The following is a 21,560-nucleotide window of genomic DNA, read 5'->3' on the forward strand; positions in this document are numbered from 1 at the left end:
GGAATAACGTTTCGAATCTGGTTTGATGCTGGCGACTTTGCAGGTGGCGAGACCGACGGCATTCGGGGAAGCGCGATCGCCGATGCGCTCCCTGCCGGCCGGCTTACCGGATCGACGGTTGACCTGAGTCAGACCGGAAGTCCCTTGGCCCTCAGGATCGCATCGAAGCGCTCCGGATCAGCGGTGCCCTTGAGGTTGGTTTCCCGGATCTTCGCCTCCCGCTCGAGGTGAGCGAGCGTTTTTGGCAGAAGGGCAGCGGCATCCGGTGCACGAATGGCGATGACGCCGTCGAGATCGCCGAGGATCAGATCGCCGGGATGCACGACAAGGCCGCCCACGGCCACCGCCACGTTGATTTCCCCGGGGCCTTCCTTGCTGGGACCGCGATGGGTGTGCCCACGGGCGAAGACCGGCATGTCACCCTCCGCCCATTCGGCGAGGTCGCGGATCGCCCCGTCGATGACGAAGCCACCGAGTTTCTTGGTTTGCGCCGTCGTGCGAATGAGGCCACCGATCACCGCCTGGGTCAGATCGCCACCGCCGTCGATAACGATCACATCCCCGGCCTGCGCCATCATCAGGGCCTTGTGGACCATGAGGTTGTCCCCCGGCCGCACGCGGACGGTGACGGCCTGCCCGCACATGATCTTGTTGCCGTGATAGGACTTGAGGCCCATGGTGCCGATCGAACGGCCCATGCAGTCGCCGGCGACCGCGACCGGGATTTTGCCGAAGGCTTCGAGAAGATCCGCCGGCAGGTCGTCATGGCGCGGATTGATCCGATACCCTGCCGGCCAGACGACTTCATTCTGCTTTTCACCACTCACTGGTTTCACTCTTTGATGGATTGCATGGTTTCCGGGTTCACACAGGCCGACTGTGGCGGCCGCGCGCCCGAAAGAAACCCGAGCACGTTGTCCGCAGCCCCCCGCGCCATCGCGGCCAGCGCCGCCGGCGTCGACCCGCCGACATGCGGTGTCAGGACCACGTTCGAAAACGCCAGCAGCGGATTGCCGGGCGAAATGGGCTCCTCTGCGGTCGTATCGAGGCCGGCCGCATAGAGCTTTCCCTCCCGCAGGGCATCGATGAGTGCAGCCTCGTCAACGACCTCGCCCCGGGCCGTATTGATGAGGATCGCATCGTCGGGAAGTTTGGCAAATGCGTCGCGGCCGATCAGGCCGCGGGTCTGCGCGGTCAAGGGTATGTGCAGGCTCAGCACGTCACTCAGCGGAAGCAGTTCGTCGAGCGACGACATCATCGGTACGCCGTCGATCGGCGAATTCGGGCCGAAGCCCGGATCGTAGGCGACAACTTTCATCCCGAGCGCCAGGCAAGCCCGCGCCAGGCGTTGCCCGATCTGACCGAAGCCGACGAGGCCGAGCGTGCGCCACTGAAGCTCCACGCCGTCCTGCGCGCGCGACCAACGGCCCGATTTGATCTCCTGATCCATCCAGGCGATCCGGCGTGCGCTGGCCAGAAGCAGGCCAAGCGCCATTTCTGCGACAGACTGGGCGTTCGCGCCCGGCGTGACGAAGACGGGAATATTCCGGGCGGTCGCGGCTGCAACGTCGATATTGCTGACCCCGACGCCGTGCTTGGACACGACCTTCAGCGTCTGGCAATTGGCGATCGCCTTGCCGGAAAGGTTGACGGTGCGCGAAATTACCGCGTCGACCGGGTTCTCGCCCATGATGCGATCGACGGCGGCCTCATCGCCTCCCTTTTCAAGATAAATCAGGCGGCAGCCGGCATCTTCCAGAATTGCGACGCCATCGGGATGCAGGGACGGCGCGGTGATGAAGATCGTATATGACAAGAGGCGTGCTCCAGATCGCCGACGACGGCATCGGAGTGGAATACCGCTCCTAAACGTCCTCGATCATTTCAGGGCATGGAGCATCCGGCTCTGTCTCGACAGGCTCTGACGGAAATTGACCGGGTCCTCCACGCGGCTTTCCTGTTTGTAGATCTGATTTACATGAAATCAATTTCATACTTTTCATCATAATATATCCGATGGGAATATATTGATCCGAGCCACGGCGAGAACGCGGACACCGGATCAATGGATCGCCAGCGTCCGCATCCCCTGCCTAGTCACCTGAACGCTGTCCGTTCAAGACGGCGGTGAGCGCCGCAACGATCGCACCACGGGTATAGGGTTTGCGGACGATCGGAACTCCGGCATGGGTGACAGGCAAATCCGCACCCTCGCCGTAGCCCGTTGCGAACACGTAGGGCGTTCCCCTTTTGTGAAGTTCGTCGGCGACTGCGAAGGAATTGGTCGTGCCGAGATTGATGTCGAGAATGGCGAGATCTGGCGGAGCCGCTTCGATCTGTGCCAGGGCCTGCCGTACGGAACTGGTTGTCGCAACCTTGGAAAGACCTTCGTCCGACAGCATGGTTTCCAGGTCCAGCGCGATAAGCATCTGATCCTCGACGATCAGGACCGCCGGATCGGCAATCCTGAGCACACCCTGCGTCGCCGTTGCCGGCTCCGAAGTCTGCTTGGAATTCTTCGCTTTTGTCATCGCTGCCTTCACGTGCGGCGGCGGAATGCGGAACGTTGCCTCGACGCCGGACGGCACGAACCGGATCGCGCTCTCGCCGCTGAGATCGTAGGGTACGCTGCGCTCGATAAGCGCGCTGCCGAAACCGCTGCGCGACGGGACCGTGACCAGCGGACCGTTTCGCTCGCGCCATTGGATCTCGCAGCCGCTGCTTTCGTCCATGGTCCAGGAGATCTCCAGTTGTCCCCCCGGCAGCGAAAGCGCGCCGTACTTGGCGGCATTGGTTGCCAGTTCGTGAAAAACCAGGGCGAGCACGGAGAAGGCGCGGCTGTCGAGCCAAATCGACGGGCCGTCGAGAGTGACCGTCGAAGGGGTCGTCCGGTAGGGCTGAAGCTCGGCCTCCAGAAGATCGGCGAGTATGCCGCCCCCGTCGCCGCGCGCGACCTGATCGTGGGCGATGGACAGCGCCTCGATGCGCCCCTGAAGTGTCGCCACATAGTCTTCCAGCGAGTTTTTTTCCGTTTGTGGACTGGTCACCAGCGACTTGATGACGGCCAGGATGTTCTTCACCCGATGGTTCAGCTCCTGGTTCAGCATGCGCTGGCGAACCTCGGACTTGCGGCGCTCGCCGGCCATCAACTCGTTGTGCCGCAGAACGACTTCTACGATCGCGATGCGTGCGATTTCGGCGATCTCGCGATCCGCCTCACTCCAGCATTGCGACTGGGCCTTGACCGTTTCCTTCCAGATCGCAAAGCTCTTGCGCGGCGTCAGACGATCGCCAAGCGGGCCTGTCTCGTAGGTCTTTTCCGGATTGCCGGCCCACTCCAGCGTCTGCATCAGTTCCTTGCGGAAGAACAGCAGGCAATCCGAGCCCGTCTGGGAGAGCGGAATGGCAAGCAGCCCCGAAACACGGTCGCTGTAGGCTGCTGCCTCCGGCACCTTCTGCGACAGGGCGTGGGTTGCCCAGATGCGCCCCTCGCTGACGCTGCGAATGAAGTCGAGAAGAACGGGTATCCCTTCCTGCGGCGGTGTCGTGCCCACGGCCGTCCATTTCCCGTCGAACATAATGCCGATACCGTCGTTCGGCAGCAGTCGTGAGAACTCGCGCAGGCTCTGGCGAAGGAGCTCGCCGACATCCTCGTGATGGGATGAGAGGATCAGAAACCGGTCGAGCGCCTCGCGGGTGCCGGCGACGGCCGCCACGCGGCGTCGCTCCTTCAGCGACTTCAGATGAAGGGAAAAGAATTCGCCAAACACTTCCATCGCCACGCGTTGCGCCATTGGAAGGGCGCGCGGCGAGTAGTGATGGCAGGCAATCAGACCCCAGAGGCGCCCGTCGAGAATGACGGAGATCGACATGGAGGCGGCAACGCCCATGTTCCGCAGGTATTCGCAGTGGATCGGCGAGACGCTGCGCAGGTGGGCGAAACTGAGGTCCAGCGGCTCCCCCGAAGCATCGAGCACCGGCTCGACCGGAACCCGCGCCCCGCCGGCATCGGAAATCACCCGGATGGTGTTCTTGAGATAGAGCGTGCGCGCTTGCTGGGGTATGTCGCTGGCCGGAAAATACTGGCCGAGAAAGCTCTCGAGATCGGATCGTTTCGTTTCGCTGACAACCTTGCCAGAGCCATCCTGCTCGAAGCGGTAGATCATCACCCGGTCATAGCCGGTGGCGCCGGCGACGATCCGGCAGGCCCGCTTCACCAGTTGATCGACGTCGGTGATATCGCTGATACGACCGATCATCTCGCGCGCGATATGCAGCGGCTGCCCAACAGCAGGAGCCGGCTCGAACTCGACGATCACGGACGACTTGTACTGGTGAATGGCGATATCGAACACGCCCTTCCCCACCGATACGTCCATGAGGAGTGCCGGTCGCGTGGCCGCGTTAGCCGATGCAAGCGCGTTTCGCAGGTCATGCACAAGCGTGCGCCCCAGAACATCGCTGATCTTGCGGCCCAGTAACTCTCCCTGGTGACCCAGCACCTCGCAGGCGTTCGCCGACGTGCGCCCGATCGTCGTCAGTTGGATATCGCAGGCAAGGAGGCAACCGTGCGGCTGGATGCTCCCCGGAATATGAATCGGCTCGCGATCGCAGGTGTCGAGGTTGACGGTTTCAGTGTTCGACAAGAAGCTCACTTTCAAAGCATCGTAGCGCAAGGGCGAAGACGTCGTTGGCGGACGCGGCGGCACGTTCGATGTCAAAATCGCGGGCACCGTCCAAGAGTAGGAGAAAAGACCGCCACTGCGCTATGTCATTCGACATATGGTCCAGATGACGGGCGCCGAAGTCTCCATCCAATCCGAGCGCGGCCGCCCGTTGGCGCAGCACCTGCGCACCAAGTGTGGAGCCTTCGAGGACGTAGAGAGCGCCGAGCAAGGCGCTGAGATTGGTCAGCTCGACATCCGCCTTTCGATCGCGTGTCGCAGGCAGGCCCAGATCCTTCGCATCCTGCGCGAGTTGGTCTACGATCCGTGTCGGCCGCCAGTTCCACCCTTCCGGCCAGGCGATATCCTGCAAAGCTCTGTCCATGGCTGCCCGGAATGCGCCGAGACACGCGACATAGCGGCGATAGTCGGCAAGGGTGGCAAGTACGCCGACAGCCGCATCCAGGCGCTCGTGCCCCTGGCGCGTGCGGCTTCTCAGATCAAAGCGTCTTCCGCTGTGCGCCATGCAGCCTCCCTCTTCAATTGCCGCGGCCGGTCGCGACCGTTCCCATCCCGCCACATCCCAAAATAGCGCGAAAAGGGGCAAGTCCGTGCGAGCGAACAGAATCTGAAGAAGAGGTACGGCGTTGCCCTCAACCGGACAAGGGCGCGTTCGGGAAATTTAGGCGGCGCCCGAAGGATCGCCTCGGCGTCAACGACGCGAAGCGGGAGGCGCTCGAACGGGCGCCTTCCCGCGGGGTGAGAGGGAACGGCGTTCAGCAGGCGACAGATGGGCCACGTTCGATGCAGGAGTGTTCTTGGCCAGATCGACCTGACCACTCCCGTTGCAACGGCGCGCGGCTCATCGTGTTTGCAGCCGCAAGGTCAGCTTGCCTTTCGAAGCAGTGAATAAAGGGGCTGCTGCCCGTTGAGAATGCGAATGACATCCTCGGCGGCCGTGGTCGCCATGCGTATGCGGGTCTCCATGACGCTCGTACCGAGATGGGGAGAAAAGGCGGTATTCTCCAGCTTCAGCAATTGGTTGTCGGGAGACACCGGCTCTTCCTCGAAGACGTCCAGTCCCGCTGCACCCAGCTTCCCCGTCGACAGGGCTTCGTAGAGCGCCTCTTCGTCCACGATGCCACCGCGGGCGGAAAGGACGATCACCGCCGTATCCTTCATCTTGGCGATCGCCTCGCGTCCGATCATGCGGCGCGTCTGATCCGTCAGCGCGCAGTTGATCGAGATGAAATCGGCGCGCGCGTAGAGTTCATCGAGCGTCACGAAGGTGGCGCCCAGTTCCTTCTCCGCGTCTGGCTGGCGCATGACGTCGTTGTAGAGCACTTCCATGTCGAAGCCGCGGGCACGCTTGGCCATGTGCTTGCCGATCTTGCCGAAGCCGATGATGCCGATCGTCTTGTAGGAGACGTCAAAGCCCATGAAGCGCTGCGCGACCCATGTGCCAGCTTCCGTCCACTGTCCGGAGCGGACGAACGCATCGGCATGGTGAAGCTTGCGCGCAGCGTTGATCATCAGACCGAAGGTGAGGTCGGCGATCGTGTGCGTGTGAACCGGGGTCACGGTGACCTCGACACCGCGCCGCTCCGCCTCGGCGATATCGATATTGTCGTAGCCGACACCACGCCGGGCGGCAATCTTCAGCTTCGGCGCGTGGTCGAACGCTTCCTTGTCCAGAATTTCTGTATGCCAGACGAAGATGACGCCGTCCGCGTCGCTGATCCCGTCCAGGAACTCCTTGCGTGTCAACGGCCGGCTGACGCCGCTGCAGGCGACCTCGATGCCAGCGTTCTCCAGGAGCGCGACGGCCTCTTTCTCCAGGGGTTGCGTAATGAAAACCTTCATGGATGCCTCCTCAAGCAGCCGCCTGTATGGTGGTGACGATGACGCCCGTCTCCGGATCGCGACCGCGAACGATGTCGACGCCGTGAACCTCCGTCACGAACAGGTCGAGCGTGGTGAGCGTGATCGTGCCAGGCTCGATATGGCCGCCATAGATGACGTCGCCTTCACCGCTGATGACGGCATGATAGTGGATGTTGAGGCGCCCCGGAGCCTCGCCGGGGGATACCAGCCCTTGCCCCGTCAGCAGGCTGAACGGCCCCTCCATGATGAGTTGCGTGGTATAGCCGAGCTTCGGGTCAGGCTCGACGCGGCTGACATAGTGCAGCGCGACGCGCTTCAGGCTGCCGATGGTCGTGGTGATCTGTCCGCAGCTTATGCCATGCGCGATGCAGACTTCCTCGATCGACTGCAGGACGTCGCGGTTGGGATGGATCCGTGCGGCGACGACGCGCCCGCCCTGGCCGGCGGCGGAAGAAAAATGTGCCGATGTCATGTATCGTTCCCTTCGGGTGATCAGATTGCCGCGACGATCGCTTCGACTTCCTGCAGGGAGAGCAGCCTGTAGGGATCGCGCTTCAGCAGCAGCGGCAGTTCGTGCATGGTGCGCGCGTCGTAGGTCGGGTTTTCGGTGGTCAACCAGTACCGCGTGCTCGGGATGAGCGTGACGGCGGGGTTGAAGGCCCAGGCGATGTCGAAGATCTTTTCGGGCGAGCGGCCGAGGAATACGATCTTCCCGTGCATCTGTCCGCGCATCTGGAACGCCACCGGAACCGCCTCCTCGATATCCCAGCCGCGCTTGGCCATGGCCTTCAGGGCCGCTGCCCTGATCAGGTCCGGATGGGCCGAAGTCTCGACGTTGGCATGGATATGGACGACATCGGGATGCTCGTTGAGCTCGCAGTACTTCTGGAAGGCGGCGCTCTCGAAGTAGGCGTCGAGTTCCGCGCTCTCATCCGCGTTCAGTTCGCTCTTGAACGGATACTTCGTGTAGAACTGGTCCATGTATTTCTGGCCCCAGTATTCCACATTGTGTTCGCGGCGGGCCGGTGCGAGAAGCGCGTCCCGCGAATATTTCCAGAGCAGGTCGAAGTGCGGCATGCCCTTGGGTTCGATGCCATGGATCGAACCCGAATCGGCGACCTGGCCCGAGGTGAATATTTCGATCTTGCGGTGGACGGGCCGGCCGATCTTGGCGAAATAGCCCTTCACGATCTCTTCCAGGCTGAGCGGGTGGATCTGCGTTTCGACATAGACATGTGCATGGTAGATCGGCTCGTCCGCAATGCTGAGGACGGCGAGCGCCTGCTGCCAATGCTCGGAGCGAAAGTAGCCTGCGATCGTTTCGACGAGATCTCCGCCTTCCACGGTGATGTCCTTTGGTGCGACGTTGGTGTTCATTTCAATTCCTCCTGGAAACGGGATCCTGCCGCCGGCAGGGACTAGGATTGCATGGCCCATCGACGGACAGTGCGGTCTTCGAGCAACTTGAAGAGCACGCCCTCGACGAACAGGCCGATGAGGATGACGCTGAGGAGCCCGGCGAATACCGCCGGAATGTCGAGCATGTTCTTGCTCTGGAAGATGAACCAGCCTAGGCCGCCCTGCCCCGAGCTGACGCCGAAGACCATTTCGGCGGCGATCAGCGTGCGCCACGCAAACGCCCAGCCGATCTTGAGACCGGTGACGATGCTCGGAAGTGCTGCCGGGATGAGGATGCGGCTGACGAACCGCCAGCCCTTCAGGCCGTAGTTCCGCCCGACCATGCGCAGCGTGCGCGACGTCGACTGGAAGCCGGAAAAAGTGTTCAGCGCCACGGCCCAGAGCACGGAATGGACGAGGACGAAAACCAGGCTGGACGCACCGAGACCGAACCAGATGAGGGCCAGCGGCAGAAGCGCGATCGCCGGCAGCGGGCTGAACATCGCGGTCAGCGTCACCATGACATCCTCGCCGAGCCTCGTGCTGATCGCCACCACCGTCAGCGCTGCGGCTGCGGCGATGCCGATGGCATAACCGATGAGCAGCACTTGCAGCGAAGCCCACACCCGCATCAGGAGATCACCGCTCGCAAGGCCGGAAACGAGTGCGGACGCCGTTTCTCCGAACGTCGGAAACAGCAACGGATTTCCCACGCTGCGGCCGTATACTTCCCAGATTGCGGCCAGCACCAGAAGGATGAAGGCCTTGCGCACCGGGCCTGAGCCGTAGAGCTGCTCCCAGACTGTCAGCCTGCGCTCGACGATCCCGAAAGCTTCGGCGCTTGCCGGTTCGCGGCGAATCTCGGGGCGAAAATTATGAAGGTGCGTTGCGGTCGCGTCAGCCATGGTGGCGGATCTCCTCGCTGGCCTTGTCGGCAAAAAGCATGTCGTGGATGTCGCGCTCGAGCGCCTTGCCCTTGGGGCCGGCGGCATCCGCCCGGCAGAGCCCGTTGAGTTCGGCCTTCACCTGGCCCGGATGCGGCGAAAGGAGGAGGATGCGATTACCAATCTTGATCGCCTCGGCGATAGAATGGGTGACGAACAGCACGGTGAAATGCGTGTCGTCCCACAATTCCAGGAGTTCGTCCTGCATCTTGACGCGAGTCAGCGCATCGAGAGCGGCGAAGGGCTCGTCCATCAAGAGGATGTCCGGCTCCATCGCCATGCCGCGGGCGATTGCCACGCGCTGCTTCATGCCACCGGACAGCATGTGCGGATAATTGTCCGCAAACTTGGTCAGGTTGACCTTTTCGAGATAGTGGCGCGCCCGTTCCTCGGCTTCCTTCCGCGTCCTCACCTTGCCGGACTCCATGAGCGGAAACGTCACGTTCTGAACGACCGTCTTCCAGGGAAGGAGTTGATCGAATTCCTGGAACACCATCATGCGGTCAGGGCCGGGCTCGGTCACCTTGCGGCCGCGGAGCCTGATCTCGCCTTCGCTCGGCTTGTGGAATCCGCCGATCGACTTCAGCAGGCTCGACTTGCCGCAGCCGGAGGGTCCCAGCAAGACGAAGCGGTCGGCCTCGAAAACCTGGGCGCTGACCTTGTAGGTCGCCAGAATGGACAGGTGCCCGGCGGTATACTGAAGCGTGACGTCGCGAATATCGAGTATGGGCTCGGATGCGGCGACATCATCGACAAGCGTTTTCGGTGACGACATCATGACGTTCATGGGAACCTCCTCATAGGGCGGCCGCAGCCATCAGTTTGCTGCCGCGGCGCCGTCGAGCGACTGCAGGTCGGCAAAGAAAAAGTCGCGCCAGCTTTCCGGCTTCGTCTTGATGAGGCCGATCTTTGCCATGAAGGCGGCGGTCTGGTGGACGCCAAGCGGCATCGACTGGAAGACGTTGCCTTCCTCCTTGAATATCGCCGCCAGTTCCTCGGGCGTGAATTTCTCGCCGGTCGATGCCAGATAGAGTTCCGCCGCCTTCTCCGGATCGGAATTGATCAGGGCCTGCGCCTCGCCAAGCGCCGCGAGGAACACCTTGATCGCTTCCGGATTGGCGTCGTGATAGGCCGTCGTGGTGAAGGCGAGCAGGTTTGTCGTCGGACCTGCAACGTCGAGCGTCGTCAGCACCGCGTGCATGTTCGGATGTTTCAGGAGTTGCTGGTAGTATGGCGGGCCGGCGAACATCGCATCGGTCGGACCCTGCGGGTTCATCATCGACTGCACGCCGTCGGCGAACCCCAGCTGCACCATCATGGGGTCGAACTTCGTCGGATCGCCGAACTCCTTGTCGAGCGCCATCTGCAGGTAGATCGCCTGGTTGGACACCTTGAGCGAGGTGACGGAGATACGGCTGGTATCCTTGAAATCCTGGAGAGCCTTGACGTCCGGATCCTTGCTGATCAGGACGCTCTTGGTGCCGCTGACTGCAGCAACCGCCTTCACGTCACCGTTCGTACGTGACCACAGAAGCAGCGCGTTCGATACTCCGGCTGCGACAATGTCGACATTGCCGGAAAGGAGTGCGTCGGTGACCGCGCTGCCGCTCGGAAAGCTGACCATATCCAGCGTCAGCTCCTGCCCCGCCGCCTTTGCGTGCTTCTCCAGCAACTGGGCCTGCTTCATCACGTGAATGGGTGCAAAGAGCACGCCGACGCCGCCTGCAATGCGCAACTGGGCCGCCTCGACCATGCCGGCCATGGCTGCGGACAGAGAGACAGCGAGAGCGGTCGATGCGAAAAACTTCTTCAGGGCGTTCATGCGGTCCTCCCAACCAGCCATCAAACGGGGGAGACTGCGTGGCTGCCGAACTCCTCTTCGGCATGGTCCAGCACGGACGTCCGCCCCTGCTTGCAATCTCATGATGGAAGGAGTATCGCGGACACATCGATGACGTCCAATGGATAATTTTCCAAATTCGATAACCAACAGGAATTGGTTCTTTGAATGAACGCGACCTCAGATATCTTGTCGCCATCAGCGAATGCGGCAACCTGCGCCTCGCCTCGGCCCGCCTGAACATCACCCAGCCGGCGCTGACGAAGTGCATCATGCGCATGGAGGAGGAGACCGGAACGAAGCTCTTTCAGCGCAAGGGGCGCCTCATCGTTCCGACGTCCGTCGGCAACGTCCTCATCCGCAGGGCGCGCACCATCATCCAGTCGATCGACGAGACACAAAGGGAGATTCATGACTACGTGAACGGTTCGCGCGGACACGCGCGCCTCGGCGTGGTGGCGACGATCACCGAATTCCTGATGCCCGACATCCTCAACGATCTCACGCGTTCCAATCCGAACGTCACCTTGAAGCTGACGGTGGGCATGACCGATTTCCTGTTGGACAATCTCAGGCGTGACGAACTCGATGTCGTCATCAGCCCGGTTTATGAAAGCGATGAGTTCGATTGTCTGCCGATCATGAAGGATCAGGTGGTGATTGTCGCGAGCCGCGATCACCCGCTTGCCGGCCGGCCGGCTTCGCTGGAGGAATTGAAGGAATACAAATGGATACTGCCGCAGTCGAGCGTTGGGCTGCGCGTCTGGCTGGAGCGGGCATTCGAACGTCTGTCGCTGCCGCCGCCGCAGGTGCAGGTCGAAATCAACTCCCTTCCACTGATGCCGAAGCTGATCGCACGCACGGACCTGCTAAGCTTCACCTCACGCCAGAACCTGACGCGCACCAATGGTGGGGAAAACTTGGTCGAGCTGGCGTATCCCGACATCACATGGGAGCGGCACTTCGGCATCTTCACGCGCAAGGGCGGCTACATTCCCACTGCGAGCCAGGTTCTCGTCGACCGCATCATCCAGGCGACGGCAAACGTTGACTGACGGGCGGGCCTGTGCCGGGTTGCATCGAGAGCCGCCTCGCCCGACGACGAGAGCGGCCGCCTTCCTGGTGGCGCCCTCTGGCCTCTTGAGAGGCGCCGGCAATCCGACCCGGTTAAGCCCCGCGCTGGCAGCCTGCAATTGAAGGCTCCCGGGCGGGGTTAGCGGTGCAAGACCTGGCTATTGTTCCAGGCAACATACCGGCGGGAGCAATAGAGCAAGGCGGCTTCCTGATCGCTCCTGCGGACGCTGATGACGCGGCCGAACAGAACGCGATGCGTACCTTCATCGAAGGCGCGCGTAAGCTCGCATTCGAAGCTCACCAGCGCATCCTCGAGCACCGGCGCATCGGTCTTGCCTTCCATCCATCGTCCGGCCGAGAAGCGCTCGGCCATGGAAGTCTTGCCGCCGAACAGGTTGGACAGGCTCTCATGGGAGGGCGAAAGCGTATTGACGCAAAAGAAGCGAGCGCGCTCGAAGGCGGGGAAACAGGAACTCGTCCGGTTGATGCAGGCGAGCAAGGTCGCGGGTGCGTCGCTCACGCTGCACACGGCCGACGCCGTGAAGCCGAAGGGTCCGTCAGCCGCACGGGTCGTGACGATGTTTACCGCGGCCCCGAGGCGGGACATGCCGTTGCGAAAATCCGTGCTTTCCACGGTCTGGAAGTCATGCATCATCATACCCACCTGCGCATCCCCTCAAGCCCGTGCCGGGCGTTCCAGGCCCATGCGGTCGCGTAGCGTCTTGCCTTCGTATTCGGTCCGGTAGAGGCCGCGCTCCTGCAGGATTGGCACGACGAGATCGACGAAATCCGTCAGGCCCGAGGGGAAATGGGACGGCATGATGTTGAAGCCGTCGGCGGCACCCGTCGCAAACCAGGTTTCCAGCGTGCCTGCCACGTATTCCGGCGTGCCACACAGCACCCAGTGGCCGCGCGCGGCCGCCATGAGATTGTAGACGTCGCGCAGTCTCATGTTTTCGCGCTTCGCCTTGTCGAGCATGACTTTCGCAAAGGCATGGTAGTTGTCGGAGGGCACGAGATCAGCGGGGACCGGGCCGTCGAGGTCATAGGCGCTCATGTCTACCCCGAACCGGTCACTGAGCAGCGACAGTGCATTCGTTTCGCTGATGAAACCCTGGAGTTCCGCGAGCTTGTCGTGCGCTTCGCGTTCCGTCCGTCCGACGATCGGCATCACGCCGGGCAGCACGACCATGGAGTCCTCGCTGCGCCCGTATTTTGCAAGCCTGTCCTTGACCGACCGGTAAAAGGCGCGTGCTTCGTCCAGATCCTGGGTGACGGAGAAGACGACGTCGGCCGATTTCGCCGCCAGTTCCTGGCCAGGGCCAGATCCGCCAGCCTGGAGGACGACCGGCTGACCCTGCGGCGACCGGCCGATGTTAAGCGGGCCCTTGACCTTGAAATGCTTACCCTCGTGGTCGAGCGGGCGCACCTTCGCGGGATCGATGTAAATGCCGGTCTCCCGGTCGGCCACGATCGCGTCGTCGGCCCAGCAATCCCACAGGCCGCGCACGACGGTCAGGAACTCTTCGGCGATCTCGTAGCGCTTGGAATGGTCTGGGTGAAGAGTGCCGAAGTTGGCCGCGGCTGCCGGGTTGGCCGTCGTCACCGCATTCCAGGCCGCACGGCCGCCACTGATGTGATCGAGCGAGGCGAAGAGCCGTGCGACGGTGAAGGGATCCGAATAGGTGGTCGACACCGTGGCCCCGAGCCCGATGTGCTTTGTCGCACCGGCGACGGCCGAAAGCAGCGTGAGCGGTTCCAGCCGGGCGGTGTAGGAAGGATGAGCTGCCGGGTCGGCGTTGAGATTGTCTCCCATGAAGATGAGGTCGAACAGGCCGCGCTCGGCCTCTGCCGCGATCTGCCGGACCATCTCTATGTCCTGGAAACTGTCCATCGCGCCGGGTACGCGCCAACCCGCGACGTGGCTGCCGGTTCCGAGCAGGAAGAGGCCGAAATGGATCTTGCGTGTCATGCTATTTCATCTCCAGAAGACGTAACGGCGCTCGACAAAGCTGATGGCGCCGAAGAAGGCGAGGCTGATGGCGGACGCCACGATGATGGCGGCCCAGACCTTCACGAAATCGACCTGTAGCACCGCCTGGTAGATCACCCAGCCGAGCCCGCCATAGGCGCCGAGCATCTCCGTCACGATGGCGACGATGACGCTGCGTACGGTAGAGACCCGCATCCCCGCGATCACGAGCGGCAGCGCCGTCGGCAGGCGCAGCCGCCACAGGACTGTGAACCGGTCTGCCCCAAAGGACCGGATGAGATCGACCGACTTGCGATCGACGCGGTCAAGGCCGGCGATCGTGCTGAGGAAGATGGTGAAGGAAACGGCGATCGCCACCATGACGATCTTCGAGGCCATGCCGATGCCGAACCACAGGAGAACCAGCGGCGAATAGGCGACGACCGGCACCGAGTTGATCGCGGTTGCCAGCGGCACCACGACGGAGCGCGCACTCGGGATCATGGTGACGAGCACCGCCGCAGTCATGCCGGCAAGGCAGCCGATCGCATAGCCCGTGAACGATTCTGCGGCGGTGAAGCGGGCGGCGGCCAGGAGAGAACCGGCATCGCTCGCCAACCCCGCCAGGATGCTGCTGACGGAGGGAAGAACATAGGCCGGCAGATCGAGGCCGCGCGCGCAGAGCTCCCAGACGGCAGCGACGAGAAGCGCGCCGGCGATTCCGCGGGAAAACTGCCGAAGGCTGTCGGACGAAACGGACGCGCTCATTGCTCGCCTCCCCAGAAGACGATCCTGCGCTCGGCGTAGGAAACCGCGCCATAGAGGCCCATGCCGAGGCAGGCGGAGACGACGATGGTGGCCCAGATGCCCGCGACGTTTTCGTTGTACATGGCCTGGAGGAGAAGCACGCCGAGGCCGGTGGTGTCGCCGAACCATTCGCCGACGATGGCACCGACGAGAGCAAGCGAGGAGGCGAGCTTCAGCGCGACGAAGAGCTGCGGCAGCGCGGCAGGCAGGTAGAGCCGGCGGAGGATCTGCGCATCTGAGGCGCCGAAACTGCGCATGAGTTGCACCTGGCGCGGATCGACGGCGGAAAAGCCGAGCATCGTGTTCACGGTCACCGGCAGGAAGCTGATGTAGAAGGAGATCACGGCCTTGGCGAACAGCGTATTGCCGAACCAGAGGACGACAACGGCGCCGAAGGCGATGACGGGTATGGTCTGAGAAACGATGAAGAGTGGAAAAAACAGTTCCCGCAGCGTCTGCCAGCGGTGGAAGACGACAGCCATGACGACGCCGAACATGCTGCCGGCGACGAAGCCGAGCGCCGTTTCAAGGAAGGTTCGCCAAAGACCTGCGAGGTAGGCGCCGGGCGTGGCCATAATGGTCGACGCGATCACGCTCGGGCGCGGCAGGTAGTAGGTGCGGATTCCGAACACGACGACCACCGCCTCGACGACGACGAGCGCAAGCAGAAGCCAGAGAACCGGCCTGAGAACGACACCGATCCTGCCCGTCGATACGACGGGCAGGTTGGCAGCAAGGGTAGCTGTGCCGCTCATAGGCGCCTTTCCTCGGCGGGAATGCTCTCGATGAAGCTGGCATTGAATGCGGCATCCAGATCGACCGGCTTGGAGATCACGCCATATTCGGCGAGCAGCTTGTTGGCCGAGCCGACCGCATCCTTGTCGATGGAGAAGAGCCCGTCCGTCGATGCCTTGCCGGCCGTCATCAGCGTCTTGACTTCCTTCAACATGAATTCCTGCTGGGCGCGGTTGAGCGTCGGCGAGATCTTCATGATGATGTCGATCGCTTCTGCCTCGTTGGCGAAGGCTTCCTTCCATCCCTTGACGCTGGCGCGCAGGAACTTCGTGACGAGTTCGGGCTTTTCGGTCGCCGTCTGTTCCGAGACGATCAGCGTGTCGCGGGGGAAGGAGACACCGCTGTCTTCCGGCACGAAGAGGTTGAGATTGTCCTTACCGACGCGCTCGTTGATGACGTAGAGTTCGTTGTAGCGGGTGGCCGTGACGATATCGACCTGCTTGTCGACGAACGGGGTAACGGAGACCTGTTGCGGCTGGATGTCGACGTCGGACGGACTGGTTCCGGCCTTGGAGAGCATCGCCGACAGCACGTGGTTGGCGCCGGTGAACCATGTGGTGGCCGTCTTGCCCTTGAAGTCGGCGACCGACTGGACCGCACCGTCCTTGTGAGAGACGAAGACGAAGGGCGTAACCTGATGCGCAACGCCGATGCAGACGATTGGCAGGCCCTTGTCGCGCGCGGCGAACACGCTGTCCGTGCCGCCGGAGAGGCCGAATGTGTCGGCACCGGTCGCTACCAGATTTTCGGTCAGAAGGTTCGGGCCGCCGGGGTTGATGGTGAGGTTGATCCCCTCTTCCTTGTAGTAGCCTTTTTCAAGGGCGACATAGAAGCCGGCAAACTGAGCCTGGGTCAGCCATTTCAGGCGAAGGCTGGCATTGACCAGATCCTGTGCGCTGGCCGGAGAAAGCCCCTGGAGGCTGAAGGCGGCGGCAGCGAAGGCCGCGAATAACGTACGTCGTCTGAACATGGAACCTCTCTGTTGGTTTTCGTCGTTATCGATTTCCTCCACCGGGCATCATTGCCGGTAGTCCGCGCCCTCCCGGTCGAGCTGTCGCAGGAAGGCCGGCCACTCCCGTTCGCCGGCAATGAGAATGTCGCCCTTGCTTTCCCAGAACTGCCGCGCGGCCTTCTCGCAGACCTCGTGCGGCGGCACGACGAGCTTCGTACCGGAGGCGGTTGCCGCCTGGAGGTCGAGCTGGATGCGTGCGGCGCGTTCGAAATAGTAGAGCAACATGAAGGCTTCGCCCGGCGTGCGGCCGACGGTCAGGATGCCGTGATTGCGCATCAGCATCACCCTGTTGTCGCCCAGGTGGCTGATGATCCGCGCCTGTTCGTCAAGGTCGATCGCCACGCCTTCGTAGTCGTGAAACGCCTGGCGCTTGTAGAAGCGCATGGCGAACTGGCTGAGCGGTAGCAGGCCGTCCTCCTGGCAGGAGATGGCAACGCTCGCGTCGGAATGGGTGTGCAGCACGCAGACTGCGTCGTGGCTCGACTTGTGGATTGCCCCGTGGATGACGAATGCGGCCTTATTGACGGTATAGGGCGTGTCGTCGAGCTTGTTGCCTTGAGTATCGATGCGCACCAGGCTCGATGCGGTGATTTCCTCAAAGAGGAAGCCGTAGGGGTTAAGCAGGAACTGGTCCTCGTGGCCGGGTATCCGCATGGAAATGTGATTGTAGATCAAATCGTCCATGCCGAGCCGCGCGACCATGCGATAGCAGGCGGCGAGATCGACACGCGCCCTCCATTCGCTTTCGGAAATGTGGGCGGGGCGGCCCGAATAATGGTCGGTCATGTCAGCTCCTCGTCTCTATCAATGTCCGGCGACCTGGAAGGATTTCATGCTTTCCTCCTCGATCGCCTCGAGCAGGGTCTTCTTCAGGGAAATGAACTCGAGAGAGGTCACGATGTTGGCCTTGCGTGGGCGCGGCAGTTCGACCACCTGCTCGAGCTTGATGCGGCCGGGCCGGGCCGTCATCACCAGTACCCGGTCGCCGAGGAAAATCGCCTCGTCGACATCATGGGTGATGAAGAGGACCGTGCGCTTGTGCTTTTGCCAGACGTCGAGCAGCCAACGCTGCATCATCGTGCGCGTCAACGCGTCGAGCGCACCGAAGGGCTCGTCGAGCAGCATCAGGTCGCGCTTGAAGAGGAAGGTACGCATCAGCGCCACGCGCTGGCGCATGCCGCCCGAAAGCTGGTTGGGATATTGGGCCTCGAAGCCGGCAAGGCCGAATTCGGGCAGCATGTCCATTGCCAGCTTACGCGCCTCGGCACGTGGCATGCCCTCGATCTCCAGCGCGAGGATCGCGTTGTCGATAACGTTGCGCCACGGCAGAAGGAGGTCGCGTTGCGGCATGAACGAGACCTTTCCGAGCAGGTCGGAGGCCGCGGAGCTGACGCCCTTGAGCCGCAGGATGTTGCCCGGATCGGGCTCCTCCAAGCCTGCGAGAATGTTGAAGAGCGTGCTCTTGCCGCAGCCTGACGGGCCAACAACGGTCACTAGTTCGCCCGGGCGAATGGAGACCTCCAGGTCCTGGAGCGCTTTCACGGTACCGAAGGTCTTCGAGACCTGCCGCAGTTCGATGAGCGGGCGTTCTGCTCCGGCGGTATCCTGCACGGAGGCGAGATCCTTTGTGCCCGCATCGCCGGCGGCACCCTGGAAATCCCTGTCAACCAATGTCATGGCTTGCCTCCGTCATCGCAAAGATCCTTACGTATGCAGTTTTTGTCTACAGGGATACATGCAAGCTGCATGCCAAACTGATAGCTGCCGCGAGATTGATGTAATTTTGCCTTTCTTTCCCATTTTCGGCTCATTCTCACCGACTTTGACGATGCGGCAAACGTCGCTGCGGCATTATGAATCCATAAAATAGAATTTTGCATACATTATCAAATTTCCTGCGTGCAAAAAGTTCTATTTATTGTGCATTCAATGGTCGATTTTGAGGCACCCACCGCCGGCGGCGACCGGCATCTCCCCGCGGCTTGCCACCGTCATGAAAAGGCCGGCGATGGACGTGGCGCCGGTCTCTCCACCTTTCGGCAGGACGCCTTACGCGAGCGCCTGCTTCATCATCCGGAAGAAGCCATCGTTCGAGGCGCGCTCTATGACGCGCGCGTTGACCGTGTAGTCCGGCCAGCGGTTTCCGAGCGCCGGCGGATGGATTGCGGAAAAGCCGCGCGTGATCTCGCCGGCGGTCTCGATCCGCACGACGGCCTCGCGCGAAGCTTCGATGAGGGCCGGGTTGAGCGCGCAGGCGCAGGTGAGAGAATCCGGATGCGTGCTCATGGGGCGGCCGTAACGGGCCTGCGCCATTTGCCGCGGCACGGCGGAAACCTTGCGGTAGAACTCCGACAGCGGCGTCTTCATCGCGAAGATCTCATCGAGCTGTTCCGTCTCGAAGACGCTGGATTTCAGCGTCAGCGTCCAGGTCGACAGCGTGATGTTGAAGCCCGCCTCGAAGACGATCCGCGCCGCCTCCGGATCGATGAAGAAGTTGTATTCCGCGCAAGGGGTGATGTTGCCGACGGAATTGTCCGTGCCGCCCATGATCCAGAGATGGCGCACCGCCTGGGCGATGCGCGGCTCCTTCATCACGGCCAGTGCGATGTTGGTAAGCGGCGCCTGCGCAAGGATGTCGATTTCACCCGGCTCCGCCATCACGCGCTCGATGATCGCGTCGACGGCGTGCATGGTCTCCGGACGTTGGCGGGCGATGGGAAAGTTGGCGCCGCTCATGCCGTCGTTACCGTGCATGGTCGAGGCCTCCCATGGCTTGACCATGGGGCGCCGCGCGCCGCAATAAACCGGAACCCTCCCGGAGAAGCCAGCCGCCTCGATCGTCGCCAGCGCGTTTTCGACCTGCTGGTCGAACGGCACGTTGCCGACGCAGACCGTCACCGCTTCGAGGGTCGAGCCGGGCGTCCGCATCGCCAGAAGCAGCGAGTAGGTGTCGTCGCCCGCCGTATCCGTATCGATGATGAGCCGCATCAGTAGAACTCGAAGCCCATCGTGCGGGCATGGTAGTACAGCCCGCCGTCCTGCACGATCAGAAACTCGGCGCGGGTATTGCCATCGTTGTGGTGGCTGTGCTTGGCCGCAGGCGGCGTGACAAGCGTCGCCCAGGGCGACCAGTCGCATTTCTGATCGGCAACCATCGAGTAGGCCGGCTCGCCCGCGACGACCAGCGTGATGGCAGCCGAATTGTGCTTGTGCGGCGGCTGCTCGCTGTTGGGCTTCAACGTGTTGAGCGACAACGTCATCGTCGGGGTGATGTTGCGTGCGGCCTCCGTCTTCTCGGCGGAGAAGATCAGCGCGTGGCCGGACGTGCCCTCATTGGCATTGCGGCTGTAGACGACATCGAGCTGGTGGACGATCTCGTCGGCCGGATAGTGGACGAACTGCACCGCGGCTTCTGCCCCTGTAGCCGGTGCCGACGCATCGAACATGAGCTGTGGATCGTTGCCGACGGCCCAGAAGACGCTGTCTTCCCTGGCGGTGATGGAGGACGCTACGCCACCCGGCAGCAGGAACACATCTGCCTTGCCAAGGGCGGCGCCTTCGCCGCCAACGGTAAGATCGGCGCTTCCCTTGATGACGTACCAGATCGACGCGGTGTTCGGCAGCGTCGTGTCGAGCGTCTCGCCCGCTTTGACGACGGCGTAGCGTGCCAGCATCAGGGGCGTCGTCGCCGGGAAGGCGCACTGCATCCGGTCGGACTGGTCGCAATTGATGAAGCCGGTTACATCCGACTTCATCGCCTTGGCCGGCTCGTCGATGAAGATGTGCCCCGGCACCGGCGGCAGCTTGATATTGAAGGCGTTGCCGGAGTTGAAATAGCGGCTGCGCGCCTGTGCCGCGCTTGCGGGATCACGCGGCAGTTGGACCGGCATTTCCGCCATGTCGTTGGCAGTGCTCATCTTTCATCTCCTTGGTTCGACAAAACGCCCGCCTCCCGCATGAGGAGGTCGAGAAGAACGGTGGCACCGGCGGCGACATGGGCGGGCTCGGCCCATTCGTCGGGATGATGGCTGACGCCGCCGCGGCACGGAATGAAGATCATCGCTGTGCGGGTGAGCGGCGCCATCTGTCGCGCGTCATGGCCGGCGGCGGAAAGAAGGCCGAGGTGAACAAGGCCGTGCCTGTCGGCCGAGGTGCGGATCGCCTCTTGAAGGCCGGGATCGAAACCGTTCGATGGCGCATCGACGAGGCGACGGATATCGATGGCGCAGGCGCCCGCGCCTGCCTTCGCGATTTCCTCGATCCGCGCGGCGAAGGCATTCAGCGTGGCGTTGTCGGGATGGCGCAGGTCGACGCGGAACGTCACCCTGGCCGGCACGACGGAGGGCGCATTCGGCTCGACCACGACGCGGCCGATGGTGAACTTCACCACGAGGTCGCCAGCCATGGCGGCGTGCATGCGCGAGGCGATCTCCGCGAAGGCTTTCACCGCATCCCGCCGCTGTGCCATCGGCTCCGTGCCGGCATGGGCCTCGCGCCCGGAAAGCGTGATCTCGAAGGTCTTCTTGCCCTGGATGCCGGTGACGACGCCGATCACAGCGCCGTCGGCTTCCAGCTTGTCCGCCTGCTCGATATGCGGTTCGATATATGCGTGGACCGGAAAGCCCAGCGGCCGATGCTCGACATCGGGGAAGGAATCGTGAAGCGCTTTCAGCGCTTCGCCGACGCTTATGCCGTCGGCGTCGCGGACCGCCAGGACCGCGTCAAGCGGGCGCAGGCCGGCAAAGAGCTCCGAGCCCATCATGCCCGGTGCGAAACGGCTTCCCTCCTCGTTCATCCAGCCAACGACGACGACCGAACGTTCGGGCCTAAGCCCGGCTTCGGCGATGGCGGTGACCGCTTCAAGTGCGGCAAGCGTGCCGAAGGCTCCGTCAAAAAGACCGCCCGTCGGCTGGCTGTCGATATGACTGCCGGCGACGACGGGCGTCAGGTGGGGAGCAGAACCTTCCAGCGTCAGAAAGAGGTTTCCGGCAGGATCGGTCGAGGGCTTGAGGCCGGCTTCGGCGCCCCAGCCGATGATGCGGCGCCAGGCGAGGACTTCTTCCGCCGATAGCGCCTGCCGGTTGACGCCGCCGCCGGGCAGCGCGCCGTCTTCGCCGAGCGCCATCAGGCGCTGCCAGAGCCGGTCGGCGGAAATCCTCGGCAGCGCCAT

Annotated in this window: 21 protein-coding genes; 1 reads left to right on the forward strand and 20 read right to left on the reverse strand. The window is 62.7% G+C overall.

The genetic code is table 11. The annotated features are described in order from the left end of the window. Positions 1 to 128: 128 nt before the first annotated feature. The 10 genes from HV823_RS16665 to HV823_RS16710 form a co-directional block, all read right to left on the reverse strand. Positions 129 to 827 (reverse strand): RraA family protein, encoded by a 699-nt coding sequence (locus HV823_RS16665; protein WP_176950856.1) that lies wholly within the window; start codon positions 825 to 827, stop codon positions 129 to 131. A gap of 5 nt (positions 828 to 832) precedes the next feature. Beyond that, positions 833 to 1,816 carry a hydroxyacid dehydrogenase gene (locus HV823_RS16670; protein ID WP_176950857.1) on the reverse strand — a complete coding sequence of 328 codons (984 nt, stop codon included), beginning with the start codon at positions 1,814 to 1,816 and terminating at the stop codon, positions 833 to 835. A gap of 277 nt (positions 1,817 to 2,093) precedes the next feature. After that, positions 2,094 to 4,646, reverse strand: a complete 2,553-nt coding sequence (locus HV823_RS16675) for an HWE histidine kinase domain-containing protein (RefSeq protein WP_176950858.1) — start codon at positions 4,644 to 4,646, stop codon at positions 2,094 to 2,096. Next, positions 4,633 to 5,190: a biliverdin-producing heme oxygenase gene (locus tag HV823_RS16680; protein WP_176950859.1), complete on the reverse strand. Its 558-nt coding sequence runs from the start codon at positions 5,188 to 5,190 to the stop codon at positions 4,633 to 4,635. Before HV823_RS16680 ends, HV823_RS16675 begins: the two co-directional genes overlap by 14 nt. A 359-nt stretch (positions 5,191 to 5,549) precedes the next feature. Then, entirely contained in the window at positions 5,550 to 6,527 is a 978-nt protein-coding gene (locus HV823_RS16685; protein WP_176950860.1) for a 2-hydroxyacid dehydrogenase, read from the reverse strand. Between the two features lie 10 nt (positions 6,528 to 6,537). After that, a complete protein-coding gene (locus tag HV823_RS16690) occupies positions 6,538 to 7,020 on the reverse strand; it encodes a PPC domain-containing DNA-binding protein (RefSeq protein ID WP_176950861.1) in 483 nt (160 codons plus the stop codon). Between the two features lie 20 nt (positions 7,021 to 7,040). Then, positions 7,041 to 7,925 (reverse strand): hypothetical protein, encoded by an 885-nt coding sequence (locus HV823_RS16695; RefSeq protein WP_176950862.1) that lies wholly within the window; start codon positions 7,923 to 7,925, stop codon positions 7,041 to 7,043. Between the two features lie 41 nt (positions 7,926 to 7,966). Then, positions 7,967 to 8,851 (reverse strand): ABC transporter permease, encoded by an 885-nt coding sequence (locus HV823_RS16700; RefSeq protein ID WP_176950863.1) that lies wholly within the window; start codon positions 8,849 to 8,851, stop codon positions 7,967 to 7,969. Next, positions 8,844 to 9,668: an ABC transporter ATP-binding protein gene (locus tag HV823_RS16705; RefSeq protein WP_246301529.1), complete on the reverse strand. Its 825-nt coding sequence runs from the start codon at positions 9,666 to 9,668 to the stop codon at positions 8,844 to 8,846. Before HV823_RS16705 ends, HV823_RS16700 begins: the two co-directional genes overlap by 8 nt. A gap of 39 nt (positions 9,669 to 9,707) precedes the next feature. Next, on the reverse strand, positions 9,708 to 10,712 hold the full coding sequence (locus HV823_RS16710; RefSeq protein WP_176950864.1) for an ABC transporter substrate-binding protein: 1,005 nt from the start codon (positions 10,710 to 10,712) through the stop codon (positions 9,708 to 9,710). 182 nt (positions 10,713 to 10,894) lie between these two features. Here HV823_RS16710 and HV823_RS16715 point away from each other — a divergent pair, with 182 nt between their 5' ends. Next, positions 10,895 to 11,785 carry a LysR family transcriptional regulator gene (locus HV823_RS16715; protein ID WP_176950865.1) on the forward strand — a complete coding sequence of 297 codons (891 nt, stop codon included), beginning with the start codon at positions 10,895 to 10,897 and terminating at the stop codon, positions 11,783 to 11,785. Between the two features lie 158 nt (positions 11,786 to 11,943). Here the strand turns inward: HV823_RS16715 and HV823_RS16720 are convergent, their stop codons facing one another. The 10 genes from HV823_RS16720 to HV823_RS16765 all read right to left on the reverse strand — a co-directional run bounded on the left by HV823_RS16720 (position 11,944) and on the right by HV823_RS16765 (position 21,560). Further along, positions 11,944 to 12,462, reverse strand: coding sequence for a flavin reductase (locus tag HV823_RS16720; RefSeq protein WP_176951021.1), 519 nt, complete (start codon positions 12,460 to 12,462; stop codon positions 11,944 to 11,946). Between the two features lie 18 nt (positions 12,463 to 12,480). Further along, on the reverse strand, positions 12,481 to 13,776 hold the full coding sequence (locus tag HV823_RS16725; protein WP_176950866.1) for an LLM class flavin-dependent oxidoreductase: 1,296 nt from the start codon (positions 13,774 to 13,776) through the stop codon (positions 12,481 to 12,483). A 6-nt stretch (positions 13,777 to 13,782) separates the two neighbouring features. After that, positions 13,783 to 14,544 (reverse strand): ABC transporter permease, encoded by a 762-nt coding sequence (locus HV823_RS16730; RefSeq protein ID WP_176950867.1) that lies wholly within the window; start codon positions 14,542 to 14,544, stop codon positions 13,783 to 13,785. Then, positions 14,541 to 15,338: an ABC transporter permease gene (locus tag HV823_RS16735; RefSeq protein WP_176950868.1), complete on the reverse strand. Its 798-nt coding sequence runs from the start codon at positions 15,336 to 15,338 to the stop codon at positions 14,541 to 14,543. Before HV823_RS16735 ends, HV823_RS16730 begins: the two co-directional genes overlap by 4 nt. Further along, positions 15,335 to 16,348 carry an ABC transporter substrate-binding protein gene (locus HV823_RS16740; RefSeq protein ID WP_176950869.1) on the reverse strand — a complete coding sequence of 338 codons (1,014 nt, stop codon included), beginning with the start codon at positions 16,346 to 16,348 and terminating at the stop codon, positions 15,335 to 15,337. The genes HV823_RS16735 and HV823_RS16740 overlap by 4 nt, the downstream gene beginning before the upstream one ends. Before the next feature lie 48 nt (positions 16,349 to 16,396). Further along, a complete protein-coding gene (locus HV823_RS16745) occupies positions 16,397 to 17,176 on the reverse strand; it encodes a class II aldolase/adducin family protein (RefSeq protein ID WP_176950870.1) in 780 nt (259 codons plus the stop codon). An 18-nt stretch (positions 17,177 to 17,194) separates the two neighbouring features. Beyond that, a complete protein-coding gene (locus HV823_RS16750) occupies positions 17,195 to 18,067 on the reverse strand; it encodes an ABC transporter ATP-binding protein (RefSeq protein ID WP_176950871.1) in 873 nt (290 codons plus the stop codon). A 372-nt stretch (positions 18,068 to 18,439) separates the two neighbouring features. Beyond that, positions 18,440 to 19,378 carry a nucleoside hydrolase gene (locus tag HV823_RS16755; RefSeq protein ID WP_176950872.1) on the reverse strand — a complete coding sequence of 313 codons (939 nt, stop codon included), beginning with the start codon at positions 19,376 to 19,378 and terminating at the stop codon, positions 18,440 to 18,442. Next, entirely contained in the window at positions 19,378 to 20,307 is a 930-nt protein-coding gene (locus tag HV823_RS16760; protein ID WP_176950873.1) for a cupin domain-containing protein, read from the reverse strand. The genes HV823_RS16755 and HV823_RS16760 overlap by 1 nt, the downstream gene beginning before the upstream one ends. Continuing rightward, a complete protein-coding gene (locus HV823_RS16765) occupies positions 20,304 to 21,560 on the reverse strand; it encodes a Zn-dependent hydrolase (RefSeq protein ID WP_176950874.1) in 1,257 nt (418 codons plus the stop codon). The genes HV823_RS16760 and HV823_RS16765 overlap by 4 nt, the downstream gene beginning before the upstream one ends.

The sequence above is a fragment of the Mycoplana rhizolycopersici genome, from assembly GCF_013378445.1.
Taxonomy (GTDB): domain Bacteria; phylum Pseudomonadota; class Alphaproteobacteria; order Rhizobiales; family Rhizobiaceae; genus Mycoplana; species Mycoplana rhizolycopersici.

Bases quoted from the DNA above. Each gene is read 5' to 3' on its own strand.
- HV823_RS16680 (WP_176950859.1), bottom strand. From the start codon at position 5,190: ATGGCGCACAGCGGAAGACGCTTTGATCTGAGAAGCCGCACGCGCCAG.
- HV823_RS16685 (WP_176950860.1), bottom strand. From the start codon at position 6,527: ATGAAGGTTTTCATTACGCAACCCCTGGAGAAAGAGGCCGTCGCGCTC.
- HV823_RS16690 (WP_176950861.1), bottom strand. From the start codon at position 7,020: ATGACATCGGCACATTTTTCTTCCGCCGCCGGCCAGGGCGGGCGCGTC.
- HV823_RS16695 (WP_176950862.1), bottom strand. From the start codon at position 7,925: ATGAACACCAACGTCGCACCAAAGGACATCACCGTGGAAGGCGGAGAT.
- HV823_RS16700 (WP_176950863.1), bottom strand. From the start codon at position 8,851: ATGGCTGACGCGACCGCAACGCACCTTCATAATTTTCGCCCCGAGATT.
- HV823_RS16705 (WP_246301529.1), bottom strand. From the start codon at position 9,668: ATGATGTCGTCACCGAAAACGCTTGTCGATGATGTCGCCGCATCCGAG.
- HV823_RS16710 (WP_176950864.1), bottom strand. From the start codon at position 10,712: ATGAACGCCCTGAAGAAGTTTTTCGCATCGACCGCTCTCGCTGTCTCT.
- HV823_RS16720 (WP_176951021.1), bottom strand. From the start codon at position 12,462: ATGATGATGCATGACTTCCAGACCGTGGAAAGCACGGATTTTCGCAAC.
- HV823_RS16725 (WP_176950866.1), bottom strand. From the start codon at position 13,776: ATGACACGCAAGATCCATTTCGGCCTCTTCCTGCTCGGAACCGGCAGC.
- HV823_RS16730 (WP_176950867.1), bottom strand. From the start codon at position 14,544: ATGAGCGCGTCCGTTTCGTCCGACAGCCTTCGGCAGTTTTCCCGCGGA.
- HV823_RS16735 (WP_176950868.1), bottom strand. From the start codon at position 15,338: ATGAGCGGCACAGCTACCCTTGCTGCCAACCTGCCCGTCGTATCGACG.
- HV823_RS16740 (WP_176950869.1), bottom strand. From the start codon at position 16,348: ATGTTCAGACGACGTACGTTATTCGCGGCCTTCGCTGCCGCCGCCTTC.
- HV823_RS16745 (WP_176950870.1), bottom strand. From the start codon at position 17,176: ATGACCGACCATTATTCGGGCCGCCCCGCCCACATTTCCGAAAGCGAA.
- HV823_RS16750 (WP_176950871.1), bottom strand. From the start codon at position 18,067: ATGACATTGGTTGACAGGGATTTCCAGGGTGCCGCCGGCGATGCGGGC.
- HV823_RS16755 (WP_176950872.1), bottom strand. From the start codon at position 19,378: ATGCGGCTCATCATCGATACGGATACGGCGGGCGACGACACCTACTCG.
- HV823_RS16760 (WP_176950873.1), bottom strand. From the start codon at position 20,307: ATGAGCACTGCCAACGACATGGCGGAAATGCCGGTCCAACTGCCGCGT.
- HV823_RS16765 (WP_176950874.1), bottom strand. From the start codon at position 21,560: ATGGCGCTGCCGAGGATTTCCGCCGACCGGCTCTGGCAGCGCCTGATG.